26 protein-coding genes and 1 pseudogene are annotated in these 23609 nt (G+C 62.0%); 12 read left to right on the plus strand and 15 right to left on the minus strand.

All coding sequences use genetic code 11. From position 1 onward, the window contains the following. The first annotated feature begins 77 nt into the window (after positions 1-77). On the plus strand, positions 78-635 hold the full coding sequence (locus GZH79_RS14715) for a TIGR00730 family Rossman fold protein (RefSeq protein ID WP_211644525.1): 558 nt from the start codon (positions 78-80) through the stop codon (positions 633-635). On the opposite strand, the gene rarD is transcribed toward GZH79_RS14715, so the two are convergent. From rarD to GZH79_RS14765, 10 genes are all read right to left on the minus strand, one after another. Then, positions 572-1480, minus strand: coding sequence for an EamA family transporter RarD (gene rarD / locus GZH79_RS14720; RefSeq protein ID WP_211644526.1), 909 nt, complete (start codon positions 1478-1480; stop codon positions 572-574). The genes GZH79_RS14715 and rarD overlap by 64 nt on opposite strands. Positions 1481-1588: 108 nt before the next feature. Further along, on the minus strand, positions 1589-2041 hold the full coding sequence (locus GZH79_RS14725) for a host attachment family protein (RefSeq protein WP_211644527.1): 453 nt from the start codon (positions 2039-2041) through the stop codon (positions 1589-1591). After that, positions 2034-2255, minus strand: a complete 222-nt coding sequence (locus GZH79_RS14730) for a hypothetical protein (protein ID WP_211644528.1) — start codon at positions 2253-2255, stop codon at positions 2034-2036. The genes GZH79_RS14725 and GZH79_RS14730 overlap by 8 nt, the downstream gene beginning before the upstream one ends. A gap of 62 nt (positions 2256-2317) precedes the next feature. Further along, a complete protein-coding gene (locus GZH79_RS14735; protein ID WP_211644529.1) occupies positions 2318-3286 on the minus strand; it encodes a threonine/serine dehydratase in 969 nt (322 codons plus the stop codon). A 74-nt stretch (positions 3287-3360) separates the two neighbouring features. Further along, the gene (locus GZH79_RS14740) at positions 3361-3960 is read right to left on the minus strand and encodes a superoxide dismutase (protein WP_211644530.1); all 600 of its coding nucleotides are present in this window, start codon (positions 3958-3960) and stop codon (positions 3361-3363) included. Positions 3961-4040: 80 nt separating this feature from the next. Continuing rightward, complete coding sequence (locus GZH79_RS14745; protein ID WP_211644531.1) at positions 4041-4616, minus strand: sarcosine oxidase subunit gamma family protein; 576 nt, start codon at positions 4614-4616, stop codon at positions 4041-4043. After that, entirely contained in the window at positions 4609-7617 is a 3009-nt protein-coding gene (locus GZH79_RS14750; RefSeq protein ID WP_211644532.1) for a sarcosine oxidase subunit alpha family protein, read from the minus strand. Before GZH79_RS14750 ends, GZH79_RS14745 begins: the two co-directional genes overlap by 8 nt. Further along, entirely contained in the window at positions 7614-7919 is a 306-nt protein-coding gene (locus GZH79_RS14755; RefSeq protein WP_211644533.1) for a sarcosine oxidase subunit delta, read from the minus strand. The genes GZH79_RS14750 and GZH79_RS14755 overlap by 4 nt, the downstream gene beginning before the upstream one ends. 93 nt (positions 7920-8012) lie before the next feature. Beyond that, entirely contained in the window at positions 8013-8423 is a 411-nt protein-coding gene (locus GZH79_RS14760; RefSeq protein ID WP_211644534.1) for a hypothetical protein, read from the minus strand. 94 nt (positions 8424-8517) lie between these two features. Next, entirely contained in the window at positions 8518-9762 is a 1245-nt protein-coding gene (locus tag GZH79_RS14765) for a sarcosine oxidase subunit beta family protein (RefSeq protein WP_211644535.1), read from the minus strand. A gap of 170 nt (positions 9763-9932) precedes the next feature. Between GZH79_RS14765 and ccmI the strand changes: the two genes are divergently transcribed. The 3 genes from ccmI to GZH79_RS14780 are packed head-to-tail and all read left to right on the plus strand — an operon-like array spanning position 9933 to position 11823. Then, positions 9933-11126, plus strand: coding sequence for a c-type cytochrome biogenesis protein CcmI (gene ccmI, locus GZH79_RS14770; RefSeq protein WP_211644536.1), 1194 nt, complete (start codon positions 9933-9935; stop codon positions 11124-11126). Next, the gene (ruvX, locus tag GZH79_RS14775) at positions 11123-11599 is read left to right on the plus strand and encodes a Holliday junction resolvase RuvX (protein ID WP_211644537.1); all 477 of its coding nucleotides are present in this window, start codon (positions 11123-11125) and stop codon (positions 11597-11599) included. The genes ccmI and ruvX overlap by 4 nt, the downstream gene beginning before the upstream one ends. Further along, a complete protein-coding gene (locus GZH79_RS14780) occupies positions 11596-11823 on the plus strand; it encodes a DUF1289 domain-containing protein (RefSeq protein WP_211644538.1) in 228 nt (75 codons plus the stop codon). The genes ruvX and GZH79_RS14780 overlap by 4 nt, the downstream gene beginning before the upstream one ends. Here the strand turns inward: GZH79_RS14780 and GZH79_RS14785 are convergent. The 3 genes from GZH79_RS14785 to GZH79_RS14795 are packed head-to-tail and all read right to left on the minus strand — an operon-like array spanning position 11820 to position 14215. After that, positions 11820-12365 carry an RSP_2648 family PIN domain-containing protein gene (locus GZH79_RS14785; protein WP_211644539.1) on the minus strand — a complete coding sequence of 182 codons (546 nt, stop codon included), beginning with the start codon at positions 12363-12365 and terminating at the stop codon, positions 11820-11822. The two genes, GZH79_RS14780 and GZH79_RS14785, sit on opposite strands and share 4 nt — an antisense overlap. Beyond that, positions 12362-13558 (minus strand): RSP_2647 family RNA methyltransferase, encoded by a 1197-nt coding sequence (locus GZH79_RS14790; protein ID WP_211644540.1) that lies wholly within the window; start codon positions 13556-13558, stop codon positions 12362-12364. Before GZH79_RS14790 ends, GZH79_RS14785 begins: the two co-directional genes overlap by 4 nt. Positions 13559-13597: 39 nt before the next feature. Then, the gene (locus GZH79_RS14795) at positions 13598-14215 is read right to left on the minus strand and encodes a DUF6778 family protein (RefSeq protein ID WP_211644541.1); all 618 of its coding nucleotides are present in this window, start codon (positions 14213-14215) and stop codon (positions 13598-13600) included. A gap of 207 nt (positions 14216-14422) precedes the next feature. On the opposite strand from GZH79_RS14795, the gene edd reads away from it, so the two are divergent. Both edd and eda read left to right on the plus strand, forming a co-directional pair. Continuing rightward, on the plus strand, positions 14423-16228 hold the full coding sequence (edd, locus tag GZH79_RS14800; protein WP_211644542.1) for a phosphogluconate dehydratase: 1806 nt from the start codon (positions 14423-14425) through the stop codon (positions 16226-16228). 24 nt (positions 16229-16252) lie between these two features. Continuing rightward, positions 16253-16894, plus strand: a complete 642-nt coding sequence (gene eda / locus GZH79_RS14805) for a bifunctional 4-hydroxy-2-oxoglutarate aldolase/2-dehydro-3-deoxy-phosphogluconate aldolase (RefSeq protein ID WP_211644543.1) — start codon at positions 16253-16255, stop codon at positions 16892-16894. On the opposite strand, the gene GZH79_RS14810 is transcribed toward eda, so the two are convergent. Both GZH79_RS14810 and GZH79_RS14815 read right to left on the minus strand, forming a co-directional pair. Continuing rightward, positions 16891-17157, minus strand: a complete 267-nt coding sequence (locus GZH79_RS14810) for a hypothetical protein (RefSeq protein ID WP_211644544.1) — start codon at positions 17155-17157, stop codon at positions 16891-16893. The genes eda and GZH79_RS14810 overlap by 4 nt on opposite strands. After that, on the minus strand, positions 17147-19945 hold the full coding sequence (locus tag GZH79_RS14815; RefSeq protein WP_211644545.1) for a glutamine-synthetase adenylyltransferase: 2799 nt from the start codon (positions 19943-19945) through the stop codon (positions 17147-17149). Before GZH79_RS14815 ends, GZH79_RS14810 begins: the two co-directional genes overlap by 11 nt. A 51-nt stretch (positions 19946-19996) precedes the next feature. Here GZH79_RS14815 and GZH79_RS14820 point away from each other — a divergent pair, with 51 nt between their 5' ends. From GZH79_RS14820 to GZH79_RS19110, 6 genes and pseudogenes are all read left to right on the plus strand, one after another. Further along, on the plus strand, positions 19997-20467 hold the full coding sequence (locus tag GZH79_RS14820) for a YbaK/EbsC family protein (protein WP_211644546.1): 471 nt from the start codon (positions 19997-19999) through the stop codon (positions 20465-20467). A gap of 138 nt (positions 20468-20605) precedes the next feature. Further along, positions 20606-21025, plus strand: a complete 420-nt coding sequence (locus tag GZH79_RS14825) for a DUF2852 domain-containing protein (RefSeq protein WP_211644547.1) — start codon at positions 20606-20608, stop codon at positions 21023-21025. A gap of 61 nt (positions 21026-21086) precedes the next feature. Beyond that, the gene (locus tag GZH79_RS14830; protein ID WP_211644548.1) at positions 21087-21533 is read left to right on the plus strand and encodes an RDD family protein; all 447 of its coding nucleotides are present in this window, start codon (positions 21087-21089) and stop codon (positions 21531-21533) included. Between the two features lie 72 nt (positions 21534-21605). Continuing rightward, on the plus strand, positions 21606-22433 hold the full coding sequence (locus GZH79_RS14835) for an arginyltransferase (RefSeq protein ID WP_211644549.1): 828 nt from the start codon (positions 21606-21608) through the stop codon (positions 22431-22433). 63 nt (positions 22434-22496) lie between these two features. Further along, complete coding sequence (yghU, locus tag GZH79_RS14840) at positions 22497-23357, plus strand: glutathione-dependent disulfide-bond oxidoreductase (RefSeq protein ID WP_211644550.1); 861 nt, start codon at positions 22497-22499, stop codon at positions 23355-23357. A gap of 47 nt (positions 23358-23404) precedes the next feature. Continuing rightward, positions 23405-23609, plus strand: a pseudogene (locus GZH79_RS19110) (YihY/virulence factor BrkB family protein); the annotation flags it as partial.

Consider the following 23609-nt stretch of genomic DNA (forward strand, 5'->3'; position numbering starts at 1 on the left):
GCGCAGTCCGCACAGGCTGTGGCACAATAGCAAGCCCAGAGCCGCAGGCAAAGCCCGGCAGGTATCAGGAGAGTAAAATGGTAACAGTATCGCGCGCCGTCTGTGTCTATTGTGGCAGCCGCGACGGCAACGATCCCAAATTCGCCCAAGCCGCCGAAGATACCGGGCGATCACTGGCTGCACAGGGCTGGCGGCTGGTTTACGGCGCGGGGGATGTGGGGCTGATGGGACGGGTCGCGCGCAGCGCAAAGGCTGCAGGTGGTGCGACGATGGGTGTCATTCCGCAACACCTGCTGGACCGGGAGGTGGGCAAACGTGATCTGGACACATTCGTTGTGACCGAAACCATGCACGAACGCAAAAAGGTCATGCTGATGAACGCCGATGCCGTTGTGGTGCTCCCCGGTGGTGCAGGATCGCTGGACGAGTTTTTTGAGGTGCTGACATGGCGCCAACTGGGCCTGCACGACAAACCGATCCTGCTGGTGAACATCGCAGGCTATTGGGACCCGTTGGTGACGTTGCTCGATCATGTGGTCAGTCGCGGTTTTGCCGGGGACGACACACGCGCCTATGTCACCGTCGTCGACAGCGTCGCAGCACTGGACACCGCCCTGCGGCGTGCCCTGTCCTGACGGTAGGCGGTGTAGGAATAGATCACCAGCGCCGCCCAGATCAGCGGAAAGGCGATGGCATGCCACTGCGTGATCGCATTGCCAAAGAACAGCACAGCACAGGCGAATTGCAGCGACGGATTCAGATATTGCACGATCCCCACGGTCGACAGGCGGACGTGCTGCGTGGCGTAGGAAAACAGGACCAGCGGCAGCCCCGTCAGCGGTCCGGACAACATCAGCAGCGCATGGGTGTCCCAATCCGCGCCCTGCCCCGGCCATGTGGTGCCGCGCCAGACCAGCCAGCCGATTGCAAGCGGCGCAATGATCAAAACCTCTGCCGTGACCGACGTCACGGGTCCAACGCTCAATCCTTTTTTCAGCACCCCATACGCGCCGAATGTCAGCGCAAGCGACAGCGCGATCCACGGCGGCACGCCCAAACCCCACGTCAGGACGATCACGGCAACTGCCGCCAGCGCCACCGCGACGGCCTGCGCCCGCACCAGTCGTTCACCGAAAAACACAGCCCCCAGCACCACGGACAGCAACGGAAAGATATAATAGCCCAAGGACGCTTCCAGCCCGTTGCCCTTTGACACCGTCCAGATAAAACCGAACCAATTCAGCGATATCATCACGCTGGCGGCGATCAGCACCAGCAGCGTCCGGGGCTGGCGCAAGGCGTGCCCGACACGACCCAGCCGCCCCCGCACAGCAAGAAGTCCCGCAAAAAAGATCAGGGACCACAGCGTGCGGTAGCACAGCACCTCGATCGCCGGAACATCGGACAGCATCCAGTAAAACAGGGGCGAAAGCCCCCAGATCGAACAGGCCGCAACCAGCGCGGCAATCCCCTTGACCATGCTTGTGTCCCTGAAAAGCGATGGATCAAGGGCTGACTTATATTCGTCCCCCGCGCAAGGCAAAGACCGCCCCCGGCGGGGGACGGTCTGCATGTCGTGCGGTCGCGATCACGCGGCGAGGTCTGCCTTTACGATTTTTTCGATATCGCGGACCGTGTGGTTGGTCAGTGTCTTGCTGATCTCGCCCACAACCTTGTCGCTGACTTCCTGATGCAGCTTGCCACGTAATTCGCCAAGTACACTTGGGGATGCGACCAGCACGATCTCTTCGAATTTGCCCTTGTGGGCACGTTCGTACAGCATATCGGCCAGATCGGCGGCGAACCGGTCCTTGGCCAATTCATGCCAGTCGGTGTCGTCATAGGCGCTTTTGCCTTCGCCGACGCTTTGACCGACACGACCGGGCCGGTTGGCTGACTGGTCGATGTCCTTGGGGTTGTCCTGTTCTTCCTTGCGGATGACTTCCAGATTTGGATCATCGCCGTCGGTGACGTTTTCAAGGAAAAGCGCCTTTTCACCGTCGGCCACGACAACCCACGTACCGTTTTTGATCTTAGTCATTGCGGGTATCCGTTCCTGTGGCGATCTTGTCCGATTTGCGCGCGTCCGTCTTGGTATCGGGGCTGTCCAGCACCCGATCCTCTTCGTCGCGTTTGCCGACGCGGCGGGGCAGCGCACCGCCGTCTGTGCCGGCCCCATCGGGGGCTTCGCCGGGTTTGCCGATCAATTCTTCGGTTTCGGATCGTCCGTCTTTTGATTTTTCACGCTCTGCCACGGTGTTACCTCTTTGTCAGTTGCACAGGACCAACAGGAAAACGCCCGTAAAAGTTCCGAAATCTATGCCAAAAGCTGCTGGTAGCGCGGCAAGGATATGTTCGATCCGCAGGCGATGATGCCGACATGCCGCCCCGCCAGATCGTGCCGCAGCGGCCCGCAGATGGCGGCCAATGATGCAGCACAGGCGGGTTCGGCCAGCAATCGCAACACGCTGAGGTAATCGCGCATACCCGCGCGCATCTGGTCATCGGTGACATGCACCATCCGGTCGATATGGGCCTGTGCCACGGCAAAGGACGCAGGCATGGCGCGCGGCGCGCTCAAGCTGTCGGCAATGGTGTCGATCCGGTCCAGACGGACGGGATGGCCCGCCGCCAGCGACCGGGTCATGCTGTCGGCCCCCACGGGTTCGACGCCGATGACCTGTATGTCGGGGTTGTGCGCCTTGGCCGCCGCCGCCATGCCACTGATCAGCCCACCGCCGCCGACCGGCACCACAAGCGTATCCAGTTGGGGCACCTGTTCCAGATATTCGGCCCCGCACACGGCGGCCCCAAGCGTCATGTGCGCGCCTTCGAACGGATGCAGGATCGCGCGGCCATCGTCGGCCACGACGCGGTCCATTTCATCAAAAGCGGCGGCCATATCATCGTGCAGGCTGACATCAGCGCCCAGTGCGCGGCAGCCGTCGATGCGCAACGGATCGACGGTGCGCGGCATGGCGATGCGGGCGCTGACGCCTGCCGCCTGTGCGGCCCAACTGACCGCCAACGCATGATTGCCCCCGGATGCCGCCACAACACCGGCGGCGCGCTGCGCGGGTGTCAGCGCCCGAATGCCCAGCAAGACGCCCCGCGCCTTGAAACTACCCGCCTGCTGGAACAGCTCCAGCTTGACCGTGATGCTGGCGGCGTCCGGCAGGATGCCGTCCCAGCGGGTTGCGGTCAGCGGCAACACGGGGGTGCGGATCAGCAGATCGCGGGTATCGGCTGCGGCCTGTGCGATCTGGGTCTGGGTCGGTCCGGTCATTGGGTCTGTCCATTAAATGCAAAAGGGCCCGCGCGGATCGCACGGGCCCCCGTCTTATCAATCGCAGTCGCGGATTACATCCGGCCTGCGACGTTGTCCCAATCGACCAGTTCGTTCAGGAAGTTATCGATATAGGCCGGACGCGCGTTGCGGTGATCCAGATAATAGGCGTGTTCCCACACGTCGCAGCCCAACAGGGCTGTCTGGTTGTAGCACAGCGGGTTGATGCCGTTGGCGGTGTTGGTGACCTTCAGGCCGCCGTCGGTGTCTTTGACCAGCCAGACCCAGCCAGAGCCGAACTGACCGCCGCCCTTGGTCTTGAATTCGTCCTTGAACGCATCGACCGAACCAAAGCTGTCCGTGATCGCCTTTTCCAGCTCTGACGGCATCTTCGAATCGCCGGGTGACATCATTTCCCAGAACTGGCAGTGGTTCCAGTACTGCGACGCGTTGTCGAACAGACCGGACTGCGTGACGGAAGATGCGTCAAAGGTGCCCTTGACGATCTCTTCGATCGACTTGCCATCCCATTCGCTGCCCTTGACCATATCGGCGGTCTTTGTGGCATAGGCGTTGTGATGCTTGTCGTGATGGTATTCCAGCGTTTCCTTGGACATGCCTTTGGACGCCAGCGCGTCGTGGGCATACGGAAGATCAGGAAGTTCGAAAGCCATTTTGGTCCCCTTCGTTATTCTGGTATTCTACTCACGGAATAAGAGCGCGATTGTCTGCGGGGTCAACCCGTCGGGGCTGCTTATATTCCGCGCTGAAAATGCCCCACCGGACCGGCCTTGGCGGATGCGGCAAGCAGATCGAACGCGTAATCCGCGACAGACCGGAAACAGATGACTTCCACTGTCTGCGGGTCGCGCAGCCAGAACGCGGCTGCGACCTGACCCAGGCGCGACCGGATGATCGTGCCGGGCTGCCAGACATCGGGGTGCAGATCCACCGGCGCAAGTTTGGCGATGACTTCACGGGCAAATGGGCCTTCGACCAGCATGACAGACCGCGCATCGGACACGTCGACGGCCAGATGATGCTGGCCCGCCATCGTTTTGGCGATCTTGTCAAGCGCGTCGCGGACGCCCGCATAGGGCACCATCACCAGCAATTCGTCGGGCGACATCCACGCCAGCCCGGTATCGGCACCAAGCGTCACGGCATTGCGCCCCGGCATCTTTTGCCCGGTGATCTGCTTCAGCGTGCTGCCCAGTTTGCCATGTGACAGATCACCCCGCAGGGTAATCATGCCGCGCAGCCCGGTGTCACGGATCTGAACCGACCCGCTGGTTTCGCGCTGGCGCAAGGCACTGATCGGTTCAGACATTCTGCTTTTCTCCATCCTTGTCGAAGAACACCGGATCGACGATCCGCGCCTCCTGCGTGCCGCCGCCGTCCTTGGTAAAGGCGATGACCTCTCCCATGCGGTTGGGGCCGTTTTTCACCAGTCCCATGGCGATACCCCGACCCAGCGTCGGCGAATGATAGGTCGATGTGACGCGCCCTTGGGTATTGCGCTGCGCGTTGTCGTTTTCACCGATGTCCGGCGCATAGGCACCGTCGGCCAGCACCGACCCGTCAAGCGTTTCCAGACCCACCAGCTTCCAGCGATCCGGGCTTTGCATATGGTCGCGCAACTGGCCGCGTTTGCCCAGAAAGTCTGTCTTTTTCTTGCTGATGGCCCAGTCAAGGTTCAGGTCCTGCGGGATCACCGTACCGTCGGTTTCGTCCCCGATCATGATAAACCCTTTTTCGGCGCGCATGATGTGCAGCGCTTCGGTGCCATATGGCATGACAACCAGATCCTGCCCTGCCGCGGTCAAGGCATCCCAGAATGCCGCCCCCTGCGACGCGGGCACCGCGATTTCGAACGACAATTCGCCGCTGAAACTGATACGGAAAATGCGGGCGTCGAAATCACCCAACCGGCCTTCGGTCCACTGCATGAAGGGCAGCCCGTCTTTCGACAGATCCAGATCGCCACCCAGCTTTTCCAGCAAGGTTCGCGCTTTGGGACCCACAACGGCGTATTGGGCAAATTGTTCGGTCACGTTGGCGACATAGACCTGCCAATCCCACCATTCGCACTGCAACCAGTCTTCCATGTGGGCATGGATACGGTCCGCACCGCCGGTGGTGGTGTGGCAAAGCCATGTATCATCGTCCATCCGGGCGACGACACCGTCGTCCATCAGGAATCCGTTTTCGCTGCACATCAGGCCATAGCGGCATTTCCCAACCGCAAGATTGGACATCATGTTGGTATACATCATGTCCAGAAACTTGCCCGCATCCGGTCCCTTGACGATCAGCTTTCCCAATGTGCTGGCGTCCAGTAGCCCAATGTTTTCGCGCGTATTCTTGACCTCACGCATGACGGCGTCATGCACGGTTTCGGCCTCTCGCGGATAGGCATAGGGACGGCGCCAGTGACCGACAGGTTCGAAATCCGCGCCATTGTCTTCGTGCCAGTCATAGATTGGCGTCTTGCGGATAGGCTGGAACAGCTCGTCGCGCGCGACACCCGTTATCGCGGCCAGCGGCAGCGGCGTATAGGGCGGGCGGAACGTGGTGGTGCCAACATCCGGGATCGGCTTGTCCAACGCACCCGAAAGGGTCGCCAATCCGTTGATGTTACTTAGCTTTCCCTGATCGGTTGCCATGCCAAGCGTTGTATAGCGCTTTGTATGTTCGACGCTTTCGAACCCTTCTTGCGCGGCCAGTTGCACGTCGCTGACTTTCACATCGTTCTGATAGTCGAGCCACATTTTTGCACGCATGTCATAGGTGGCCTGCGCAGGCATCAGCCAGACCGGTTCCATCGGATTTTCGACGGCGCAATCGCCCTGTGGGGCCGCGCCGATCTTTTTGTCAAAACCCAGATCGCGCACGGCCTGTTTGCCAGCGGCAAACCCATCCGCAACAGATTCGGCGGTGTATAGATGACCATTCGCTGTGCCCGCGGCGCGCACAAACCCGGCCCCGTCCGCACCCAACGGCGGGCGATCAGGATCGGGCCGGAACATCGCCTGCGCGTCATCCCAGTGCAGTTTGCCACCGCAATGCGACCACAGATGCACAACCGGCGACCAGCCACCAGACATGGCGACACAATCGCATGCGATCTCTTCTTGCTTGCCACCGCTGCCGGACTGGTCGCAGACGACGACGCCGGTCACACGCTTGCCACCGTGGACGGCAGCGATACCCTTGCCCGTCAGAACACGGATACCCTTGGCGCGGGCGCGTTCTGGCAGCTCTCCGTTCGCCTTGGCACGGGTGTCCAGGATGACGGGCACCGACAGTCCCGCGTCGATCAAGGTCAGCGCGGTCCTGTAGGCATCGTCGTTGTTTGTCACGACCACGGTGCGTTCACCCACCGCAACGCCATAATTGACAACGTAATCCCGCAGCGCGCTTGCCAAAAGAACGCCCGGCACATCGTTGTAAGCAAACGACAAAGGCCGCTCGATCGCGCCGGTCGCTGTGACGATGCGGCCCGCCCGCACCCGCCACAGACGTTGGCGCGGACCGTCGGATTTCGACAGATGATCGGTAAGCTGTTCGTTACACAAGGCATAGCCGTGATCATAGATGCCAGCGCCCTGCGTCCGTGTGCGCATCGTCACGTTCGGCATGCCGTTCAGCGTCGCAAGCGTGTTGTCGATCCAGTCCTGCGCGTCCTGTCCGTCGATACGCGGCTGATCGACAATGGCACGTCCGCCCCACGCGGCTGTCTGTTCCACCAGCAGCACCCGTGCGTCAGCCTTGGCCGCCGCCAACGCAGCGGCCAGTCCAGAAATTCCACCACCAATAACAAGCACATCCACGTTGACGTTAAAGTGTTCGTAGGTGTGATCGTCCGCTGTTTCCGGCGCCGCGCCCAAGCCCGCTGATTTACGGATGATCGGCTCGTAGACATGTTTCCAGAACGCACGCGGCTGAATGAAGGTCTTGTAGTAAAACCCTGCGGGCAGGAAACGCGACAGCTTGGAATTGATGACGCCGACGTCGTATTCAAGGCTGGGCCAGTGGTTTTGCGATTTCGCAACAAGCCCGTCCGTCAGTTCGACCTGCGTGACCCGGTGGTTGGGTTCCTGACGGTCGCCCCGGCCCAATTCCACCAGCGCATTGGGTTCTTCGGCGCCCGACGCGATTAAACCACGTGGGCGGTGATATTTAAACGACCGCCCCAGCAACAATTGGTCATTGGCCAGCAAGGCAGATGCCAGCGTATCGCCACGATAACCGCGCATCCGTTTGCCGTTGAATGTGAAATGAACGGGCCGGTTCTTGGCAATCAGGCGGCCTTGGTTGGTCAGTCTCATGCCTGCGCCTCTTTGATCGCGTTCATAATATCATGGGGCGGTTCGGTGGTTTGCGCGCTGTAGGTGCCATAGACCTGCAGCGTGGCCGTGTTGCGGGCCGCCAGAAACCACTTGCCGCAGCCATAGGCGTGGCGCCAGCGTTCAAAATGCACACCCTTGGGGTTTTCGCGCATGAACAGATATTGTTCAAACGCTTCGGCGTCGGCATCCGGCCCGACCCGTTTCAGATGCGCTTCGCCGCCGGGATGAAGATCAGTTTCATCCACGTCACGACCACAATAGGGACAGTGCAAGATCAGCATGAGGACCTCTTGGCAAAGCGTTGATTTGATAAAATAAAACCGCACGCACCCAGCAGGTGCGCGCGGCTGTAGCGCGTCGCGGTCAAAGACGGATCAGTTGCCTGTCTGACCTTCAACAGGTTCGTCAGCAGGGGCCGTGTCTTCAAACGTCGTGTCGTCCATGGCTGGATTTTCGACGCCTTCAGTCGTGTCCAGCACTCCATCGTCAGCCGGGACAGTATCGGCTTCTCCGGTTGCGTCAGGTATGGCGGACGTGACCGGCTCCCCGGCGGGATCGGCGCCACCGAACAGAACGAACGCGATGATCGCCAGCACGATGACGACGCCACCGATGATATAGGCCATATTGGACCCACCGCCGCCGCCGCCGCCACCACTGCGCCTGTTGCGATCGTTGGCGGGGTCGACATTGGATGGATTGGGACGGTTCGGATCGGGGTCGATCGGACGCGTCCGGTCTGTCGATCGGGCCGACCGCGGGGGGTTGTTGTTTGGATCGGACATGGGTGGTCGCTCCTTTTGGTTGCATCTGCACCCAAAACGACAAGACACCCCGCGTTGTTCCGACGCAGCACAACCTTATGGTGCGTTTGCCCCATCAGTGCGCAACCCCGGCTGCGACGGATTCGTCAATGAACTTACCCTGACGGAACCGGAACATTGAAAATTCTTCTGTCAGGGGTGAATGCCCCTTGGCCACCAGTTCGGCCATTGCCCAGCCCGACCCCGGAATCGCCTTGAACCCGCCGGTGCCCCAGCCGCAGTTGACGAAGATGCCGTCGACCGGCGTTTTCGACAGGATCGGGGACCGGTCCCCGGTCACATCCACGATGCCGCCCCACTGGCGCAGCATTTTCAGCCGCCCGACGATGGGAAAGGTTTCGACAAGCGCGCGGACGGTTTCTTCGATGTGATGAAAAGATCCGCGCTGCGTGTAGTTGTTGTAACCGTCGGTGCCGCCGCCAATGACCATTTCGCCCTTGTCGGATTGCGACAGATAGCCGTGCACGGTGTTCGCCATAACGACCACATCCATGCACGGTTTGATCGGTTCGCTGACCAGCGCCTGCAGTGCCACGGATTCAATCGGCAACTGGAACCCGGCCTTTTGCGCCAACACGCTGGCGTGCCCGGCCACGACCATCGCCAGCTTGTCACACTGGATATCGCCGCGCGTGGTCGTGACGCCTGTGACGCGGCCGTCGGATGTCTGCACGCCGGTGACTTCACACTGCTGAATGATGTCCATGCCCATGTCGGAACAGGCCCGTGCATAGCCCCACGCCACCGCGTCGTGACGCGCCGTGCCGCCGCGCGCCTGCCACAGCGCACCCAGAACGGGATAGCGCGGGCCGTCGATGTTCATGATCGGGCACAACTCCTTGACCCGTTCTGGTGTGATGAATTCGGTCGTGACGCCTTGCAGGCTGTTGGCATGCGCGGTGCGCTGATAGCCGCGGATTTCGTGCTGGGTCTGCGCCAGCATCATCACGCCGCGCGGGCTGAACATGACGTTGTAGTTCAGATCCTGGCTCATGGTTTCGTACAGGCTGCGCGATTTTTCATAAATCGCCGCCGACGGGTCCTGCAAATAGTTCGACCGGATAATGGTCGTGTTCCGGCCGGTATTGCCGCCGCCCAGCCAGCCTTTTTCAATCACGGCAACATTGGTGATGCCAAAGTTCTTGCCAAGGTAATAGGCCGTCGCAAGGCCGTGGCCACCAGCGCCGACGACGATCACGTCGTAGCGGGCCTTTGGCTCGGCCCGACCCCAGGCGCGGGTCCAGCCAGTGTGCTGGCGAAAGGCCTCTCTGGCCACGGCAAAGGCGGAATAGCGTTTCAATCGAGACCTCATTGCGCAGGGTTTCTGTAGTGGTCTTTGGACTGAAGCGGCTTAGCGCACGTCACTGACAGCGGCAAGAGATGCAGGATTTGCGACATTGCCCTGTGCGCCGACGTCGCAGTGTGTGGCTTGGTCTTTCAAGTGGCCGATACAGCGGCTAAACACGCCGCATGTTTTGGTTGATTTGCACAATGATGACCCTGTGTGTGGCCGCCTATCTGGCGACACCGCTTTTGCGTGGTCAGACCGACGACGCGCAGTCGTCAGACATGACCATCTACAAGGGGCAGTTGGCAGAAGTGGACCGCGACGTCGAACGCGGCGTTCTGGCCCCCGAAGACGCAGAGCGCGCAAAAACAGAAATCTCGCGCCGTTTGCTGGCCGCATCACGGACCGTGCGGCGTTCAGGCACTGCACCCGTGGCCGTAAACCGCGGGTTGGCCATCGCAACGCTGGTGCTGCTTGCCGTGTTGGGTGGCTGGATTTACATGTCCGTCGGTGCGCCAGGTGCTGCCGACCAGCCGCTGAGCCTGCGACTGGCGATTGCCGATGAAATACGGGCCACCCGCCCCAGCCAGGACGCATTGGAAGCGGCAGCGCCGCCCGGTATTCCGCCCGATGTGCCAGAAGACTACACAGCGCAGATCGAACAGTTGCGCGTGATCGTGCCGACCCGGCCCGATGATCTGGAAGGTTGGACGCTGTTGGCCTATCACGAAGCGCAGCTGCGCAACTTTGGCGATGCGGCGCGGGCGCAGGCCCGGGTCGTGGACCTGAAAGGGAACACCGTGGAAACCGCCGATCTGGTGCAACTGGCCGATCTGCTGGTGATCGCTGCCGATGGCATTATTTCCCCCGAAGCGGAAAATGTGACCCGCCTGATCCTTGACCGCGACCCAAACAATGTACCTGGCCGCTATTTCATGGGCGCGCTTTATGGCCAGACAGGGCGCCCCGACATCGCGTTTCGTATGTGGCGCCCATTGGTCGAAAGTGGCGCGCAGGGCTTTCATGTCGACATGGCCCGCAGCCAGATTGAAGACGCGGCCTTTCGCGCCGGTGTCGAATACGTTTTGCCCGAAACCGGTGGCCCGACGGCTGCGGAAATCGCCGCAGCCACCGATATGACCGACGAAGACCGCAACGCGATGATCGGCGGTATGGTCAACCGGCTGGCGGAACGGCTTGGCTCTCAGGGCGGGTCCGCTGCCGACTGGGCGCGGCTGATCGCCGCCTATGGCGTGCTGGGTGAAACCGAATCGGCCGCCGGTGTCTGGGCAGAAGCACAACGCGTCTTTGCCGATGACACTGCCGCCATCGATGCGCTACGCACGGCTGCACAAACGGCGGGCGTCGCGGAATGATCTGCACCGACGTCGGTGATTTCGTGCCCGCCGTGCCACCAATGGGCGCGCTGGCGGGGCTGGATCTGGGGACGGTGACCATTGGTGTTGCGATATCCGACGTGCTGCGCGGTGTCGCCACCCCGCTGGAAACCATCCGGCGCAAGAAGTTCGGGATCGATGCGGCAAAACTGCTCGACCTGTGCCAGCGGCGCGCGGTTGGCGGTCTGGTACTGGGTCTGCCACTGAACATGGACGGCAGCGAAGGTCCGCGCTGTCAGGCGACCCGCGCCTTTGCCCGCAATCTGGAACGGCTGACCGATCTGCCGATCACATTCTGGGATGAACGGCTGTCCACCGTCGCCGCCGAACGCGCATTGATCGAGGCCGATACATCACGTGCCAAACGTGCGCAGGTCATCGACCATGTCGCCGCAGCCTATATCCTGCAAGGGGCGCTGGACCGCATGTCACACATAAGGCGCAACGCATGACCGACCGGATCTGGAAACGCGACGAAATCGACAGCCCCTGCACAAAGGTCTGCGTGATCGAACCCCGCAGCAGGCTGTGCACCGGATGTCTGCGCAGCATCGACGAAATCGGCAGCTGGTCGTCGATGACGCCGGACGTCCGGCGCGCCATCATGGAAGAGCTGCCCAGCCGCCGGGGGCAATTGACAAAACGGCGTGGCGGTCGCGCGGGGCGTCTGGGCTAGACCTGCATCAACCGTTTGCCGATACGCGGCATCCGCGCTTTTTTCATCAAGGCGCGGATGGTCCACGGTTCAGGTGACAGGCGGTTCGCCTCTGCCAGTACCTTGTCAGCCAGCGTCGCCACAACGTCCGGCTGTTCATCATGAAACCGTAACAGCAGGCCGTCGGGGTCTGATCGGAACAGACCCTCCTCTGCCAGCAGATTGCCGGGAAAATCCTTGGCGTTCAGCGTGACGATTCCGTCGCAATGGCCCGCCACGGCAGCCGCCAGCACGTGAATGTCATCGGGGTCGGGCAGCCAAAGCTGGCGCAGCATCTCTGGCGGATATGTCACCACGGCTTGCGGGTGTTGCGCGGACAGCAGCGCGATTTCACCCCGCGCAAAGGTTTCGGCCCCCGGCCCCAGCTTGATCGTAGCCCGCGCCCATTCTTCCAGAATGCGGTCCGACCAGCGCGGCTGGAACAGGCCCGCAACCGCGCAGCCGATCAGCATTTCGCGCATAACGGTCGGATACAGCACACAGGCGTCCAGCAGCAGCCTCACAGGCGGAACGTGATCGCCTTGAGGTAGCCGCTTTCGGCCAGATGCGGCAGCAGGGGATGATCCGGCCCCGCAAAGCCCGTGTGCACGATCTGCCCACGCCGTCCGGCCCGCCCGATTCCGCGTGCGGATGCGTTGCGGAATTTCGTCAGATCAGCGGCATGGCTACATGAACACAGTGTCAGATAGCCCCCGTCCGCGACCAGCGGTGCCGCCAGTTTTGCCACACGCTCATAGGCGCGCAAGCCCGGTTCCAGCGCCGATTTCGACGGGGCAAAGGCGGGCGGATCACAGACCACGATATCGAATGTAGCGGCCTCCGTCTCCAGCGCTGCCATGACGTCGAATGCATCGCCCTTGCGGACGGCAAATCGATCCGACACGCCCATCGCCTGCGCGCCCTGTTCAGCCAGCGCCAGCGCCGGTGCGGACCCGTCGACCGCCAGCACCGATGCCGCACCCTGCGCCAATGCCGCCAGACCAAAGCCGCCGACATGCGCGAACATATCCAGAACCCGCGCATCACGTGCCATTCCTGCGACAACCGCATGATTCGGACGCTGGTCGTAAAACAACCCCGTCTTTTGCCCGCCGGTCAGATCGGCCATGTAGATCGCGCCGTTCATCGGCACCGGCACCGCGGCAGCGGGGGCTGCGCCCAGCAACACATCGGACCGGTCTTCCAGCCCTTCCAGACTGCGGGCGCGGCCCGACGCGTTCAACAAAACGGTCGTGACGCCCGTGACCTGCGCCAGCGCGGCAGTCAACGGGGCGATCAGCGCATCGGCCCAGGCGGCGTTGGGCTGGATCACGGCGCAATCCCCGAAACGATCGATCACGACCCCCGGCAGACCGTCCGATTCGGCGTGGATCAGGCGATAATACGGCGCATCGTACAGCCGCGCCCGATGGGCAAGCGCGCGGGTCAGCCGCTGCGCGAACCAGTCCTGATCGATCACAGCGGCAGGATCGCGGTCCAACATGCGGCACGTGATCTTGCTGTTTGGATTAACGGCAACAAGGCCAAGCGGGACGCGATTGGCGTCTTCAAGCACGGCCAGCGATCCGGGCGGCAGCCCGCGTGTCCGGCGGTCCGTGACCAGTTCGTTGGCATAAACCCAAGGAAAGCCGTGCCGCACGGCACGGGCGTCGCCCTTGGGCATCATTCTGACGGTGGGGTATGTGGGATCGGTCATGCCTTCCCCTACCCCGATGGCACGACCGCCGCCAGTGGTTTAGCGGCGGGCAAGCTGTGTTGCGCCCGACAGTTCGTCAGCCAGCACCATGGTCAGAAAATCCGTGACCCGCACCTTTTCGGTCTGGCCCGCATGTTCGGCCTGAATGGCCGCCGTGCCGCCGGGTGCCGAAAGGTTGGCCTCGACCTTGCGTGTGGGTTCGATGACGGCACCGGTATTGGCATCCCGGACGGTCATGTCAAAGACGATGTTGTACACCCCGCCAATTGAATAGCGCACCCGTTCAGTCACACCATGAAACCGGCTAAGCTGGATATCGACGACCACATCGCGCGCGCCGGTCAGCACAGCGCCGTTGCGGTCAATGGCGGTCTGGAACAATGCCCCGATCTGTTCCTTGCGGTCACCAATGGCATCGCCGCGCCAAACGATATCGGCCATCGGATAATACCCGTTGCGTTCAGACACCGACAGTTGCGCGGGTGCCAGGAAATTCAGATCGACCACGTTATAGTCACGTGACACCGTGTTGATGCCAGCCTCGACCCCCGGTCCCAGATCCAGCGGGGCGTTCCGCATGGCGATACTGTCCGGGCTGCCACAGGCCGAAAGCACGGCACAGGCCATTACGATGGTTGAAATTTTTGCCAGTGACATAACTACACCTTCTATGGTCGTCGCACCTCATTCGTGCGTCTTTGATAACTAAAGATAGTGTTAGTCCTCCTTTGCGGCGCGATTGTGTTGACTTTTAGTGCAATGTTGGCCGCGTTTCGCGCAGTGCCGGCACATCGCCAAGGGGTGAGTTGTTAGCGCTAACCCGACATGCTATGGGTGCATGAAATCCAAACATCCGAGGTTCCCATGGCCCTGCATCCCAAGATCGTCGAAGTCACCGACCGTATCCGTGCCCGGTCCGAAGGGCCGCGCAAGACCTATCTGGATACCATGGCACGCGCCGCGTCAGCCGGACCGCGCCGGTCACATCTGACCTGCGGCAACCAGGCCCATGCCTATGCCGCGATGGAAGGTCAAAAGGACGCGCTGGTGGCCGAAACGGCCCCCAACATCGGGATCATCACCGCCTATAACGACATGCTGTCGGCGCACCAGCCGTTCGAAACCTACCCGAACCTGATCAAGAAGGCTGCGAATGCGGTCGGCGCCACGGCACAGGTCGCAGGCGGCGTGCCCGCGATGTGTGACGGTGTCACCCAAGGGCAGACCGGGATGGAACTGTCACTGTTCAGCCGCGATGTTATCGCGCTGGCTGCCGCCGTGGGCCTGTCGCACAACACCTTTGATTCGGCGATCTATCTGGGTGTCTGCGACAAGATCGTGCCGGGTCTGGTGATGGCCGCCGCGACGTTTGGCTATATCCCGTCGATCTTTCTGCCAGCAGGCCCGATGGTCAGCGGCCTGCCGAACGACGAAAAATCACGGATCCGCCAGCTATTCGCAACCGGTGAAATCGGACGCGAGGAATTGATGAAAGCCGAAATGGCCAGCTACCATGGGCCGGGCACCTGCACGTTCTACGGCACAGCAAACAGCAACCAGATGCTGATGGAATTCATGGGGCTGCACCTGCCCGGCGCCTCCTTTGTCAATCCCAACACACCGTTGCGCGATGCGCTGACGGTTGCGGGTACCGAACGGGCCGCACAGATCACCGCATTGGGTAACAATTTCACACCTGTCAGCGACATTCTGGACGAACGCGCTTTTGTGAACGGGCTGGTGGGGCTGATGGCGACGGGCGGATCGACGAATCTGGTGTTGCACCTGCCCGCGATGGCACGCGCCGCCGGGATCGTACTCGACTTGCAGGATTTCAGCGATCTTTCCGACGTCACGCCCCTGATGGCAAAGGTTTATCCAAACGGGCTAGCAGACGTGAACCATTTCCACGCAGCAGGCGGTCTGGGCTACATGATCGGTGAACTGCTGAACGCGGGTCTGTTGCACGACGACGTGCGCACCGTCGCGGGCGATGGGCTGGAATTGTATACGCAGGAACCGAAACTGGACGGCGACCGGATCGTCTATGCCCCCGGTGACGGTCAGACGCAGAACGACAAGATCCTGCGCCCTGCCAGCGATCCATTTCAGAAAACCGGCGGTCTGCAACAGCTCGAAGGCAATCTGGGCCGCGGGGTCATGAAAACGTCTGCCGTGGCGAAAGAACGTCACATCGTCGAAGCGCCCTGCCGGATCTTTCACGACCAAGACAGCGTCAAAGCGGCGTTCAAGGCCGGTGAATTTACCGATGACACGATCATCGTGGTGCGTTTTCAGGGGCCGAAATCGAACGGGATGCCGGAATTGCACGGTCTGACACCGGTGCTGGCGGTATTGCAGGATCGCGGGCTAAAGGTCGCGCTTGTGACCGACGGGCGCATGTCGGGCGCATCCGGCAAGGTGCCATCCGCTATCCACGTCTGCCCCGAAGCCGCCGACGGTGGCCCCATCGGGCGGCTGCGTGACGGTGACATCGTGCGGCTGGATGCGGTCAAAGGCACCATCGACGCCCCGCACGTGCAACTGGACGACCGCGAACTGGCCATCGCGGACCTGACCGGCAACGGAACCGGCGTCGGCCGTGAATTGTTCGCCACCTTCCGCCAGACCGTTGGACGTGCCACCGATGGCGCCTCTGTCGTTCTGTAACCCTGGCCCAAAGAAAGACGCGACATGACCCCTGAACAAGCTTCTGAGCTGAACCGCAAGCTGTGCGAACTGGCCCCGGTCATCCCGGTTCTGGTGCTGCATGATGCAGGCAAGGCCGCCGATCTGGCGCGCGCGCTGGTCGCAGGCGGCTTGCCCGCACTCGAAGTCACGCTGCGCACCCCCGCCGCATTGGACGTGATCCGCGAAATGGCCGCCGTGCCGGGCGGTGTGGTGGGTGCCGGCACCCTGTTGACCCCAAAGGACGTTGAAAACGCCAAGGCTGCAGGCGCGCAATTCGGTGTATCGCCGGGTGCGACAGACCTTTTGCTGGATGCCTGCGAAGCGAACGAGCTGCCCCTGCTGCCCGGCGCCGCCACCGCGTCAGAGGCGATGGCCCTGCTGGAACGCGGCTATAGCGTGCAGAAATTCTTTCCTGCCGAAGCGAACGGCGGCGTACCCGCGCTGAAAGCCATCGGCGCGCCTATCCCGCAGGTCAAATTCTGCCCCACCGGTGGCGTCAGCCTGAAAAACGCGCCCGATTATCTGGGCCTGTCGAACACGCTATGCGTCGGCGGAAGCTGGGTCGCACCCGCTGATCTGGTCGCCAGCGGCGACTGGGCCGGGATCGAGGCGCTGGCCCGCGAAGCGTCGCAACTGGCGCGCTAGGTTTGGCGGCCTGCACGTCCGCCCCGTCGTTGCGGGCGGGCGGCGTCGGCCTGACCTTCGCGCAGGGTCTGGATCATCGGATGATCGTCAGGCTGGTCCGCATGCCGGGCCAGCAACGTGCCGATGGTATCCACCAGATTGATCTGAACGGGCATCTTCAACGCCCAGTCCAGAAAAATGTCACGGCATTCGCCGCGTCCGATACCATCGATGCGGAACGATTCCGCGATCAGGCCGCCGGGGTCTTGTGCGTCACCCTTCATGGGGGTCCTCCAGTATCCGCGCAAAGACCTGTGCCGCCGCGCCTGACGCCTCTTCTATGCGGGCAGCCAGTGCGTCAAGGTCATCGCAACCGACCTCTCGCAGCACAAAGCGACGCCCGCCCTCTCCAAGCGCGTCCGGATCAAGGATTGACCCGGTCAAAAGCCGCGCTGCCGCCTGCAAGGACCAGAACAGATCCTGCGCGCCGCACAGCGCATTGACGTCCTGTTTCGATAATTGCCCCGCAGCAAGTCCCGCATCGATTTGCGCCGCTGCCTTGCGCTGTGGCGTGCCGGTCAACAACGCGACCGTCTGCGCGGCCAGATCGGCATCCATCAGCCGGCCCGGCCCGTCCTTTGCATCCCAGACGGCGCCGCCCGGCTTTGCTTCTGCCAGACGGCGGCGCATGTCGGCCACGTCGGCGCGGATCGTGGCGCCCTGCCCCTTGTCCGCCAGCAGTTTGCGGCGGAAAAATTCGATATCGGTCGCCAGTGCGTCGTCACCGACGATGGCACGCGCGCGGGTGAGTGCGAGATGTTCCCACGTCCAGGCATCCTGCGTCTGATAGGACTGGAACGCCGCCCAGGATGTCGCAACCGGTCCTTGGCGTCCCGAAGGCCGCAGGCGCATGTCGACCTCGTACAGGCGTCCGTCCGCCATCGGCGCTTGCAATGCTGTCACCAGCGCCTGCGTCAGCCGCGCGTAATAGGTCCGCGCAGGCAAGGGCCGTTTGCCGTCGGAAACAGCCTCTCCATCGGCGTCATAGATCACGATCAGGTCCAGATCGGATTGCGCGTTCAGCCGCCCGGCCCCCAGTGATCCCATCGCCACAACCACCGCACCGCGCCCCGGCACATGGCCGTGCTTGCGGGCGAATTCAGCACCGACCACCGGCCATAGCCCTGCCACGACGGCCCCCGCCAGATCGGCGTATTGCGCACCACTGGTGCGCGCGTCGATCAACCCCCGCAGATGGTGCACGCCAATCCGGAAATGGCGTTCGCGTGTCCACAGGCGGGCGCGGGTCAGGGCCGCTTCGTAATCGGGTGCCTGCGCCAGTTCGTCGCGCAGCGACGCGGACAACGCATCTGCGCCAGGCCACGGCGCGAAAAAGTCACCACCGATCACCGCATCCAGCACGCCTGCATTACGCGACAGGTATTGCGCCAGCGCAGGCGCCGTCGCGCAGATATCGACGATCAGGCGGGTCAGTTTCGGATTTGCCTCGAACAGGGAAAATAATTGCACCCCCGCAGGCAGCCCCGACAGAAAGCCGTCGAACTGCGCCAGCGCCTCTTCGGGTTTGGCCGCATCTTGCAGGTCGCGCAGGATCACCGGGCGCAGACGGTGAAAAATCTCGACCGCGCGGGTGGATCGCAGCGCTGGATAATCCAACCACCGCGACGTGATCTGACTGCCCCAGTCCGGTGCGGGTTCCGGTGCATCGGGGGCAAAGAAGTCTTCGGTCAGGTCGTGGACCTCTTCCAGCCGCTCGGTCAGGTCGCGGCGCAGATCCTCCACATCGCGGTCCATGAACGCCGCCAGTCTGGCAAAACCATCGGCGTCGTTGGGCAAGGTGTGGGTCTGCGCGTCCTGCACCATCTGCAACCGATGTTCGACGGTGCGGTGAAAGGTATAGTGGTCGATCAGACGGTCGCGCACATCGCCGGGCAACCATCCCGCATCGCTGAGTGCTGTCAGCCCGTCGACCGTGCCGCGCGCGCGTAATCCGGGATCGCGGCCCCCTGCGATCAGTTGGCGGGTCTGGGTAAAGAACTCGATCTCGCGGATGCCGCCGCGCCCCAGTTTCATGTTGTGGGATTTCAGCGTCAGCGGCCCGTGCAGCCCTTTGTGGTCGCGGATGCGCAGTCGCATGTCATGCGCGTCCTGAATGGCTGCGAAATCCAGATGCCGCCGCCAGACAAAGGGGCGCAGCGTGTCCAGAAACCGACCGCCTGCCGCAAGGTCGCCCGCGCAAGGCCGCGCCTTGATATAGGCGGCCCGTTCCCACGTGCGCCCGACGCTTTCGTAATAGCGTTCGGCAGCATCCATCGACAGACAGACCGGCGTGACGCTGGCATCGGGCCGCAACCGCAGGTCGGTGCGGAACACGTAACCGCCCGCCGTGGCGTCCGACATCAGCGCGCACATGCGGCGGGTGATCCGCACGAAACCGGCCCGCGCCTCTGCCACGTCGGCGGGGTCGAAACGGGTTTCGTCGAACAGGCAGATCAGGTCGATGTCGGACGAATAATTCAGCTCTCCGGCCCCCATCTTGCCCATGGCCAGTGCAACCATACCGCCAGCGGTAGCGGCATCTTCGGCCACCAGCCCCGGCAGCTTGCCACGGGCGATTTCGGCGGATGTCAGTGCGACCAATGCGGCATGGGTCGCGCGGTCCGCCAGATCGGTCAGTGCGCCTGTCACAGTCTGCAGCGGCCAGACCCCACCCAGATCGGCCAGCGCTGTCAGCAGGGCCACACGGCGTTTGGCCTGCCGCAACCCGTCGGACAGATCGGTCAGCGGCAGCGTGTCGATATGATCGAGCGTCGCGCGCAACGCGTCCTCTGGTGCGGCGGCGACCTGCATCAGCCACGCGCCTTCCTTGCCGATCAGCGTTGCCAGATAGGGGCTGCACCCGGCAGCGCCAACAATCAAATCACGCAGCGCACCGGTGGCATCGGGCACATGGGCCAGCGCATCGGTCCCCCGGTCAGGAGTGTAGGGGCGTGGGGTGCGGACGATCCGCGCCTCTAGACTGCCAAGTGTTGCTGTTTGATCCGCTGACATGACCATAATACCCTGAAAGAAACGCCCCCAATCGTGTCAGTAGCCACCGGGATGAGCAAGAGTTTGAAGCGGGTCACGCAGACACTGCAGGACGCGGGATTGCGCATTACCCCGATTGCCATGTCTGACAGCACGCGCACTGCAAACGACGCTGCCGATGCACTGGGCTGTGCGCTGGACCAGATCGCCAAATCGATCATCTTTCAGGGCGCCGATACCGGGCAGATCCACCTGTTCATCACGGCAGGCGGCCACCGCGTCGACCCGGCCAAGGCCGCTGCCATCGCGGGCGAGCCGCTGACCCGCGCCGATCCCGCTGCGGTGCGCAACATCACCGGATTCGCCATCGGCGGCGTCGCACCCATCGGCCATCTGACACCACCCAACGCCTACTTCGATCCACATCTGCTGACGTTCGATGTGGTCTATGCCGCGGCCGGCACGCCACATCATATCTTTGCGATTGCGCCGGATACGTTGCTGCAATTATGCGGCGCGCCACTGGCCAATTTCACCGAATGAAATGCGCAAGCCTGTGGAATATAAAACTTTACCCGCTCTATGTAAAAAACATTCACATTAACCCTTGCGAGGATCGGCAGGCGTTCCGATATGGGTAATGTGAAAGAGATTTACATCAGTCTGGAAAGGACAACTCAGATGACTGCTACGCATACATATCCCGCTGTCGTGACAGGCCCGGTGGCTTGGGCACAACGCGTCGAAGCCTGGCTTGATGCCCGTGGACGCGGTGCATGGATCGCCACCATGGTCATCGCCATGATCGTCGCCTGGCCGGTGGGTCTGGCCGTGCTGGCCTATATGATCTTTGGCAACAAGTTCAGCAAAGGCGCTGCATCCAGCAAGGTGCGCCCGTCCCGCATGATGGCGACATCGGGCAACACCGCATTTGATGCCTACAAACAGGACACGCTGCATCGCCTGCAGGAAGAACAGGACGAATTCACCGCCTTTCTGGGCCGCCTGCGCGAGGCCAAGGACAAGGCCGAATTCGACCAGTTCATGGCCGACCGCACGCCGAAAGACCGCGATGTAGACGCATCCGACAAGGATGCCTAAGTGAAACAGGTGGCCCCGAAAACGGGGCCGCCGTGACCATCTGGCGACTGGAATTATTGATATGACGACCCTTGTTCTGCACGACTTGCCCGACCCCGACACGATGCCGGAATTCTATGATGGCGTGCCCAGCCGTCGCGCGCTGGCATGGGTAGTGGATGTCACGGTGGTCTTTATCTTCTCCTTGCTTTTGTTGCCGTTGACGCTGTTCATCGCGCTGTTTTTCTTTCCCGTCATGATGATGGGCGTGGGGTTTATCTATCGTTGGTTCACCATCGCCAGCGGATCCGCGACGTGGGGCATGCGCCTGTTCAACATCGAATTGCGCGACGCACAGGGCGCGCGTCTGTCCAGCGGCGCGGCATTGGCCCATACGGCGGGCTACGCGTTGAGTGTCATCACCTTTCCGCTGCAACTGGTGTCGATCGGCGCCATGGCGATCACCCCCAAAAGGCAGGGATTGACCGATTTCGTCATGGGGACCACCGCGATCAACCGACCGGCATAAACCCGCAATTCGAAATGTTTGGGCGCTTTCGGGGGGTTGTCAGATCGTCAGAACCGCACCACTCTTTATGACATGCGCCATGACCTTCAGATCGCCCCGCAGTTCTACGTGACGGCCCCGCAACCCTGCCCCTATCTGGCGGGCCGGATGGAACGTAAGCTGTTTACCGCACTGCAGGGTGAATCGGCATCGTCGCTGAATGATGCCTTGTCAAAGCAGGGGTTCCGGCGGTCGCAGAACGTGCTGTATCGGCCGTCTTGCACGGAATGTTCGGCCTGCATGTCGGCCCGTATCCGGGTTGCAGATTTCAAACCGTCGCGCAGTCAGAAACGGGTGCTGAAACGCAACGCGCATCTTCAGCGGCGCCCGACATCGCCTTGGGCGACCGAAGCGCAGTACGAATTGTTCCGCGAATATCTGGACGCGCGCCACGCGGACGGCGGCATGGCGGACATGGATATGTTCGAATTCGCAGCCATGATCGAAGAAACGCCTGTCCGGTCGCGTCTGATCGAATATGCCGATACGACCGCACAGACCGACGATCCTGTTGCAGCCTGCCTGACCGACATTCTGGATGACGGGTTGTCGATGGTTTATTCGTTCTTTGCGCCCGAATTGACCCGGCGCAGCCCCGGTACATTTCTGATTCTGGATCATGTCACCATCGCGCGGGAACTGAACCTGCCCTACGTCTATCTGGGCTATTGGGTCCCCGGCAGCCCCAAGATGGGATACAAGGCCAATTTCGACGCGTTGGAAGTTTTCCGCGACGGCGCGTGGCAGCCTATTGGTGATCCGGACGGTTATGACGGGGCATTGCACCCGCTGTCGACCGATCCCATCGCGGAACAGGTCGCGCGGATCGAATTGCCCGGCGGACGCCCTGTGCGGCGTTAATGCCTTGACCCTGCGGCCCACGTGCTAACTGTCACGGCACGTCACGCAGCAAGGAATCAATGCATGTCCGATTATACGCCCCCCAAGGTCTGGAAATGGGACGCCGAAAACGGCGGAAAATTCGCCAAAACCAACCGCCCCATCGCCGGACCGACCCACGACAAGGATCTGCCGCAGGGCGAACATCGCTGGCAGTTGCACAGCCTTGCGACGCCCAATGGCGTCAAGGTGACGGTCATGTTCGAAGAATTGCTGGAAGCCGGACACGACGCCGAATACGACGCGTGGCTGATCGACATCGGCAAGGGCGACCAGTTCGGCAGCGGCTTTGTCGACATCAACCCCAATTCCAAAATTCCGGCCCTGCTGGACACCAAGACCGGAACACGTCTGTTTGAAAGCGGGTCGATCCTGCTGCATCTTGCGACCGAATACGATGCGTTCCTGCCGCAGGACCCTGCGATGCGGGCCGAAACGCTGAACTGGCTGTTTTGGCAGATGGGCAGCGCGCCCTATCTGGGCGGCGGGTTCGGTCATTTCTACGCCTATGCGCCCGAACCGATGGAATATCCGATCAACCGCTTCACCATGGAAGCCAAGCGCCAGCTTGACGTGCTTGACCGGCAGTTGGCGGGCCGTGAATTCATTGCGGGCGATCAATACACCATCGCCGACATGGCCATCGCGCCTTGGTATGGCGGTGTCGCTACGGGTGCGGTCTATAACGCCGCCGAATTCCTGCAAACCGATGGCTACGAAAACGTGCAGCGGTGGGCGCAACAGGTCATGAACCGCCCCGCATATCTGCGTGGGCGTATGGTGAACCGGTCGTTCGGCGATCCGTCAGAGCAGTTGCACGAACGTCATAGTGCCGCAGACTTTGACACACAGACGCAGGACAAATTGGCCGGGTCAGGGAACTAGGCGACCACCCGCGCGCCCTGACCGCAAGACCAAAAACCGGAGCCATGATGACCGACCGCAATGCAAGCCCGACCGATCTGACAACCAAAGGCTGGCTGGCCGCGTCCAAACGCGTCTTTGCCAGCATCGGAGAGGACCACCTGCTGCTGATCGCGGCGGGCTGCGCATTCTATGGCCTGCTTGCGGTGTTTCCCGGTATCGTGGCCGCCATGGCGCTGGCGGGGGATTTTACCGACCCCGCCGGTCTGGTGG

Origin of the sequence: Loktanella sp. SALINAS62, assembly GCF_018263905.1 — a bacterium.
GTDB lineage: Bacteria > Pseudomonadota > Alphaproteobacteria > Rhodobacterales > Rhodobacteraceae > Loktanella.

Coding starts and splice junctions, on each gene's coding strand:
- GZH79_RS14715 (WP_211644525.1), top strand. CDS start 78: ATGGTAACAGTATCGCGCGCCGTCTGTGTCTATTGTGGCAGCCGCGAC.
- rarD (WP_211644526.1), bottom strand. CDS start 1,480: ATGGTCAAGGGGATTGCCGCGCTGGTTGCGGCCTGTTCGATCTGGGGG.
- GZH79_RS14725 (WP_211644527.1), bottom strand. CDS start 2,041: ATGACTAAGATCAAAAACGGTACGTGGGTTGTCGTGGCCGACGGTGAA.
- GZH79_RS14735 (WP_211644529.1), bottom strand. CDS start 3,286: ATGACCGGACCGACCCAGACCCAGATCGCACAGGCCGCAGCCGATACC.
- GZH79_RS14740 (WP_211644530.1), bottom strand. CDS start 3,960: ATGGCTTTCGAACTTCCTGATCTTCCGTATGCCCACGACGCGCTGGCG.
- GZH79_RS14745 (WP_211644531.1), bottom strand. CDS start 4,616: ATGTCTGAACCGATCAGTGCCTTGCGCCAGCGCGAAACCAGCGGGTCG.
- GZH79_RS14750 (WP_211644532.1), bottom strand. CDS start 7,617: ATGAGACTGACCAACCAAGGCCGCCTGATTGCCAAGAACCGGCCCGTT.
- GZH79_RS14755 (WP_211644533.1), bottom strand. CDS start 7,919: ATGCTGATCTTGCACTGTCCCTATTGTGGTCGTGACGTGGATGAAACT.
- GZH79_RS14760 (WP_211644534.1), bottom strand. CDS start 8,423: ATGTCCGATCCAAACAACAACCCCCCGCGGTCGGCCCGATCGACAGAC.
- ccmI (WP_211644536.1), top strand. CDS start 9,933: ATGTTTTGGTTGATTTGCACAATGATGACCCTGTGTGTGGCCGCCTAT.
- ruvX (WP_211644537.1), top strand. CDS start 11,123: ATGATCTGCACCGACGTCGGTGATTTCGTGCCCGCCGTGCCACCAATG.
- GZH79_RS14780 (WP_211644538.1), top strand. CDS start 11,596: ATGACCGACCGGATCTGGAAACGCGACGAAATCGACAGCCCCTGCACA.
- GZH79_RS14790 (WP_211644540.1), bottom strand. CDS start 13,558: ATGACCGATCCCACATACCCCACCGTCAGAATGATGCCCAAGGGCGAC.
- GZH79_RS14795 (WP_211644541.1), bottom strand. CDS start 14,215: ATGTCACTGGCAAAAATTTCAACCATCGTAATGGCCTGTGCCGTGCTT.
- edd (WP_211644542.1), top strand. CDS start 14,423: ATGGCCCTGCATCCCAAGATCGTCGAAGTCACCGACCGTATCCGTGCC.
- eda (WP_211644543.1), top strand. CDS start 16,253: ATGACCCCTGAACAAGCTTCTGAGCTGAACCGCAAGCTGTGCGAACTG.
- GZH79_RS14810 (WP_211644544.1), bottom strand. CDS start 17,157: ATGAAGGGTGACGCACAAGACCCCGGCGGCCTGATCGCGGAATCGTTC.
- GZH79_RS14815 (WP_211644545.1), bottom strand. CDS start 19,945: ATGTCAGCGGATCAAACAGCAACACTTGGCAGTCTAGAGGCGCGGATC.
- GZH79_RS14820 (WP_211644546.1), top strand. CDS start 19,997: ATGAGCAAGAGTTTGAAGCGGGTCACGCAGACACTGCAGGACGCGGGA.
- GZH79_RS14825 (WP_211644547.1), top strand. CDS start 20,606: ATGACTGCTACGCATACATATCCCGCTGTCGTGACAGGCCCGGTGGCT.
- GZH79_RS14830 (WP_211644548.1), top strand. CDS start 21,087: ATGACGACCCTTGTTCTGCACGACTTGCCCGACCCCGACACGATGCCG.
- GZH79_RS14835 (WP_211644549.1), top strand. CDS start 21,606: ATGCGCCATGACCTTCAGATCGCCCCGCAGTTCTACGTGACGGCCCCG.
- yghU (WP_211644550.1), top strand. CDS start 22,497: ATGTCCGATTATACGCCCCCCAAGGTCTGGAAATGGGACGCCGAAAAC.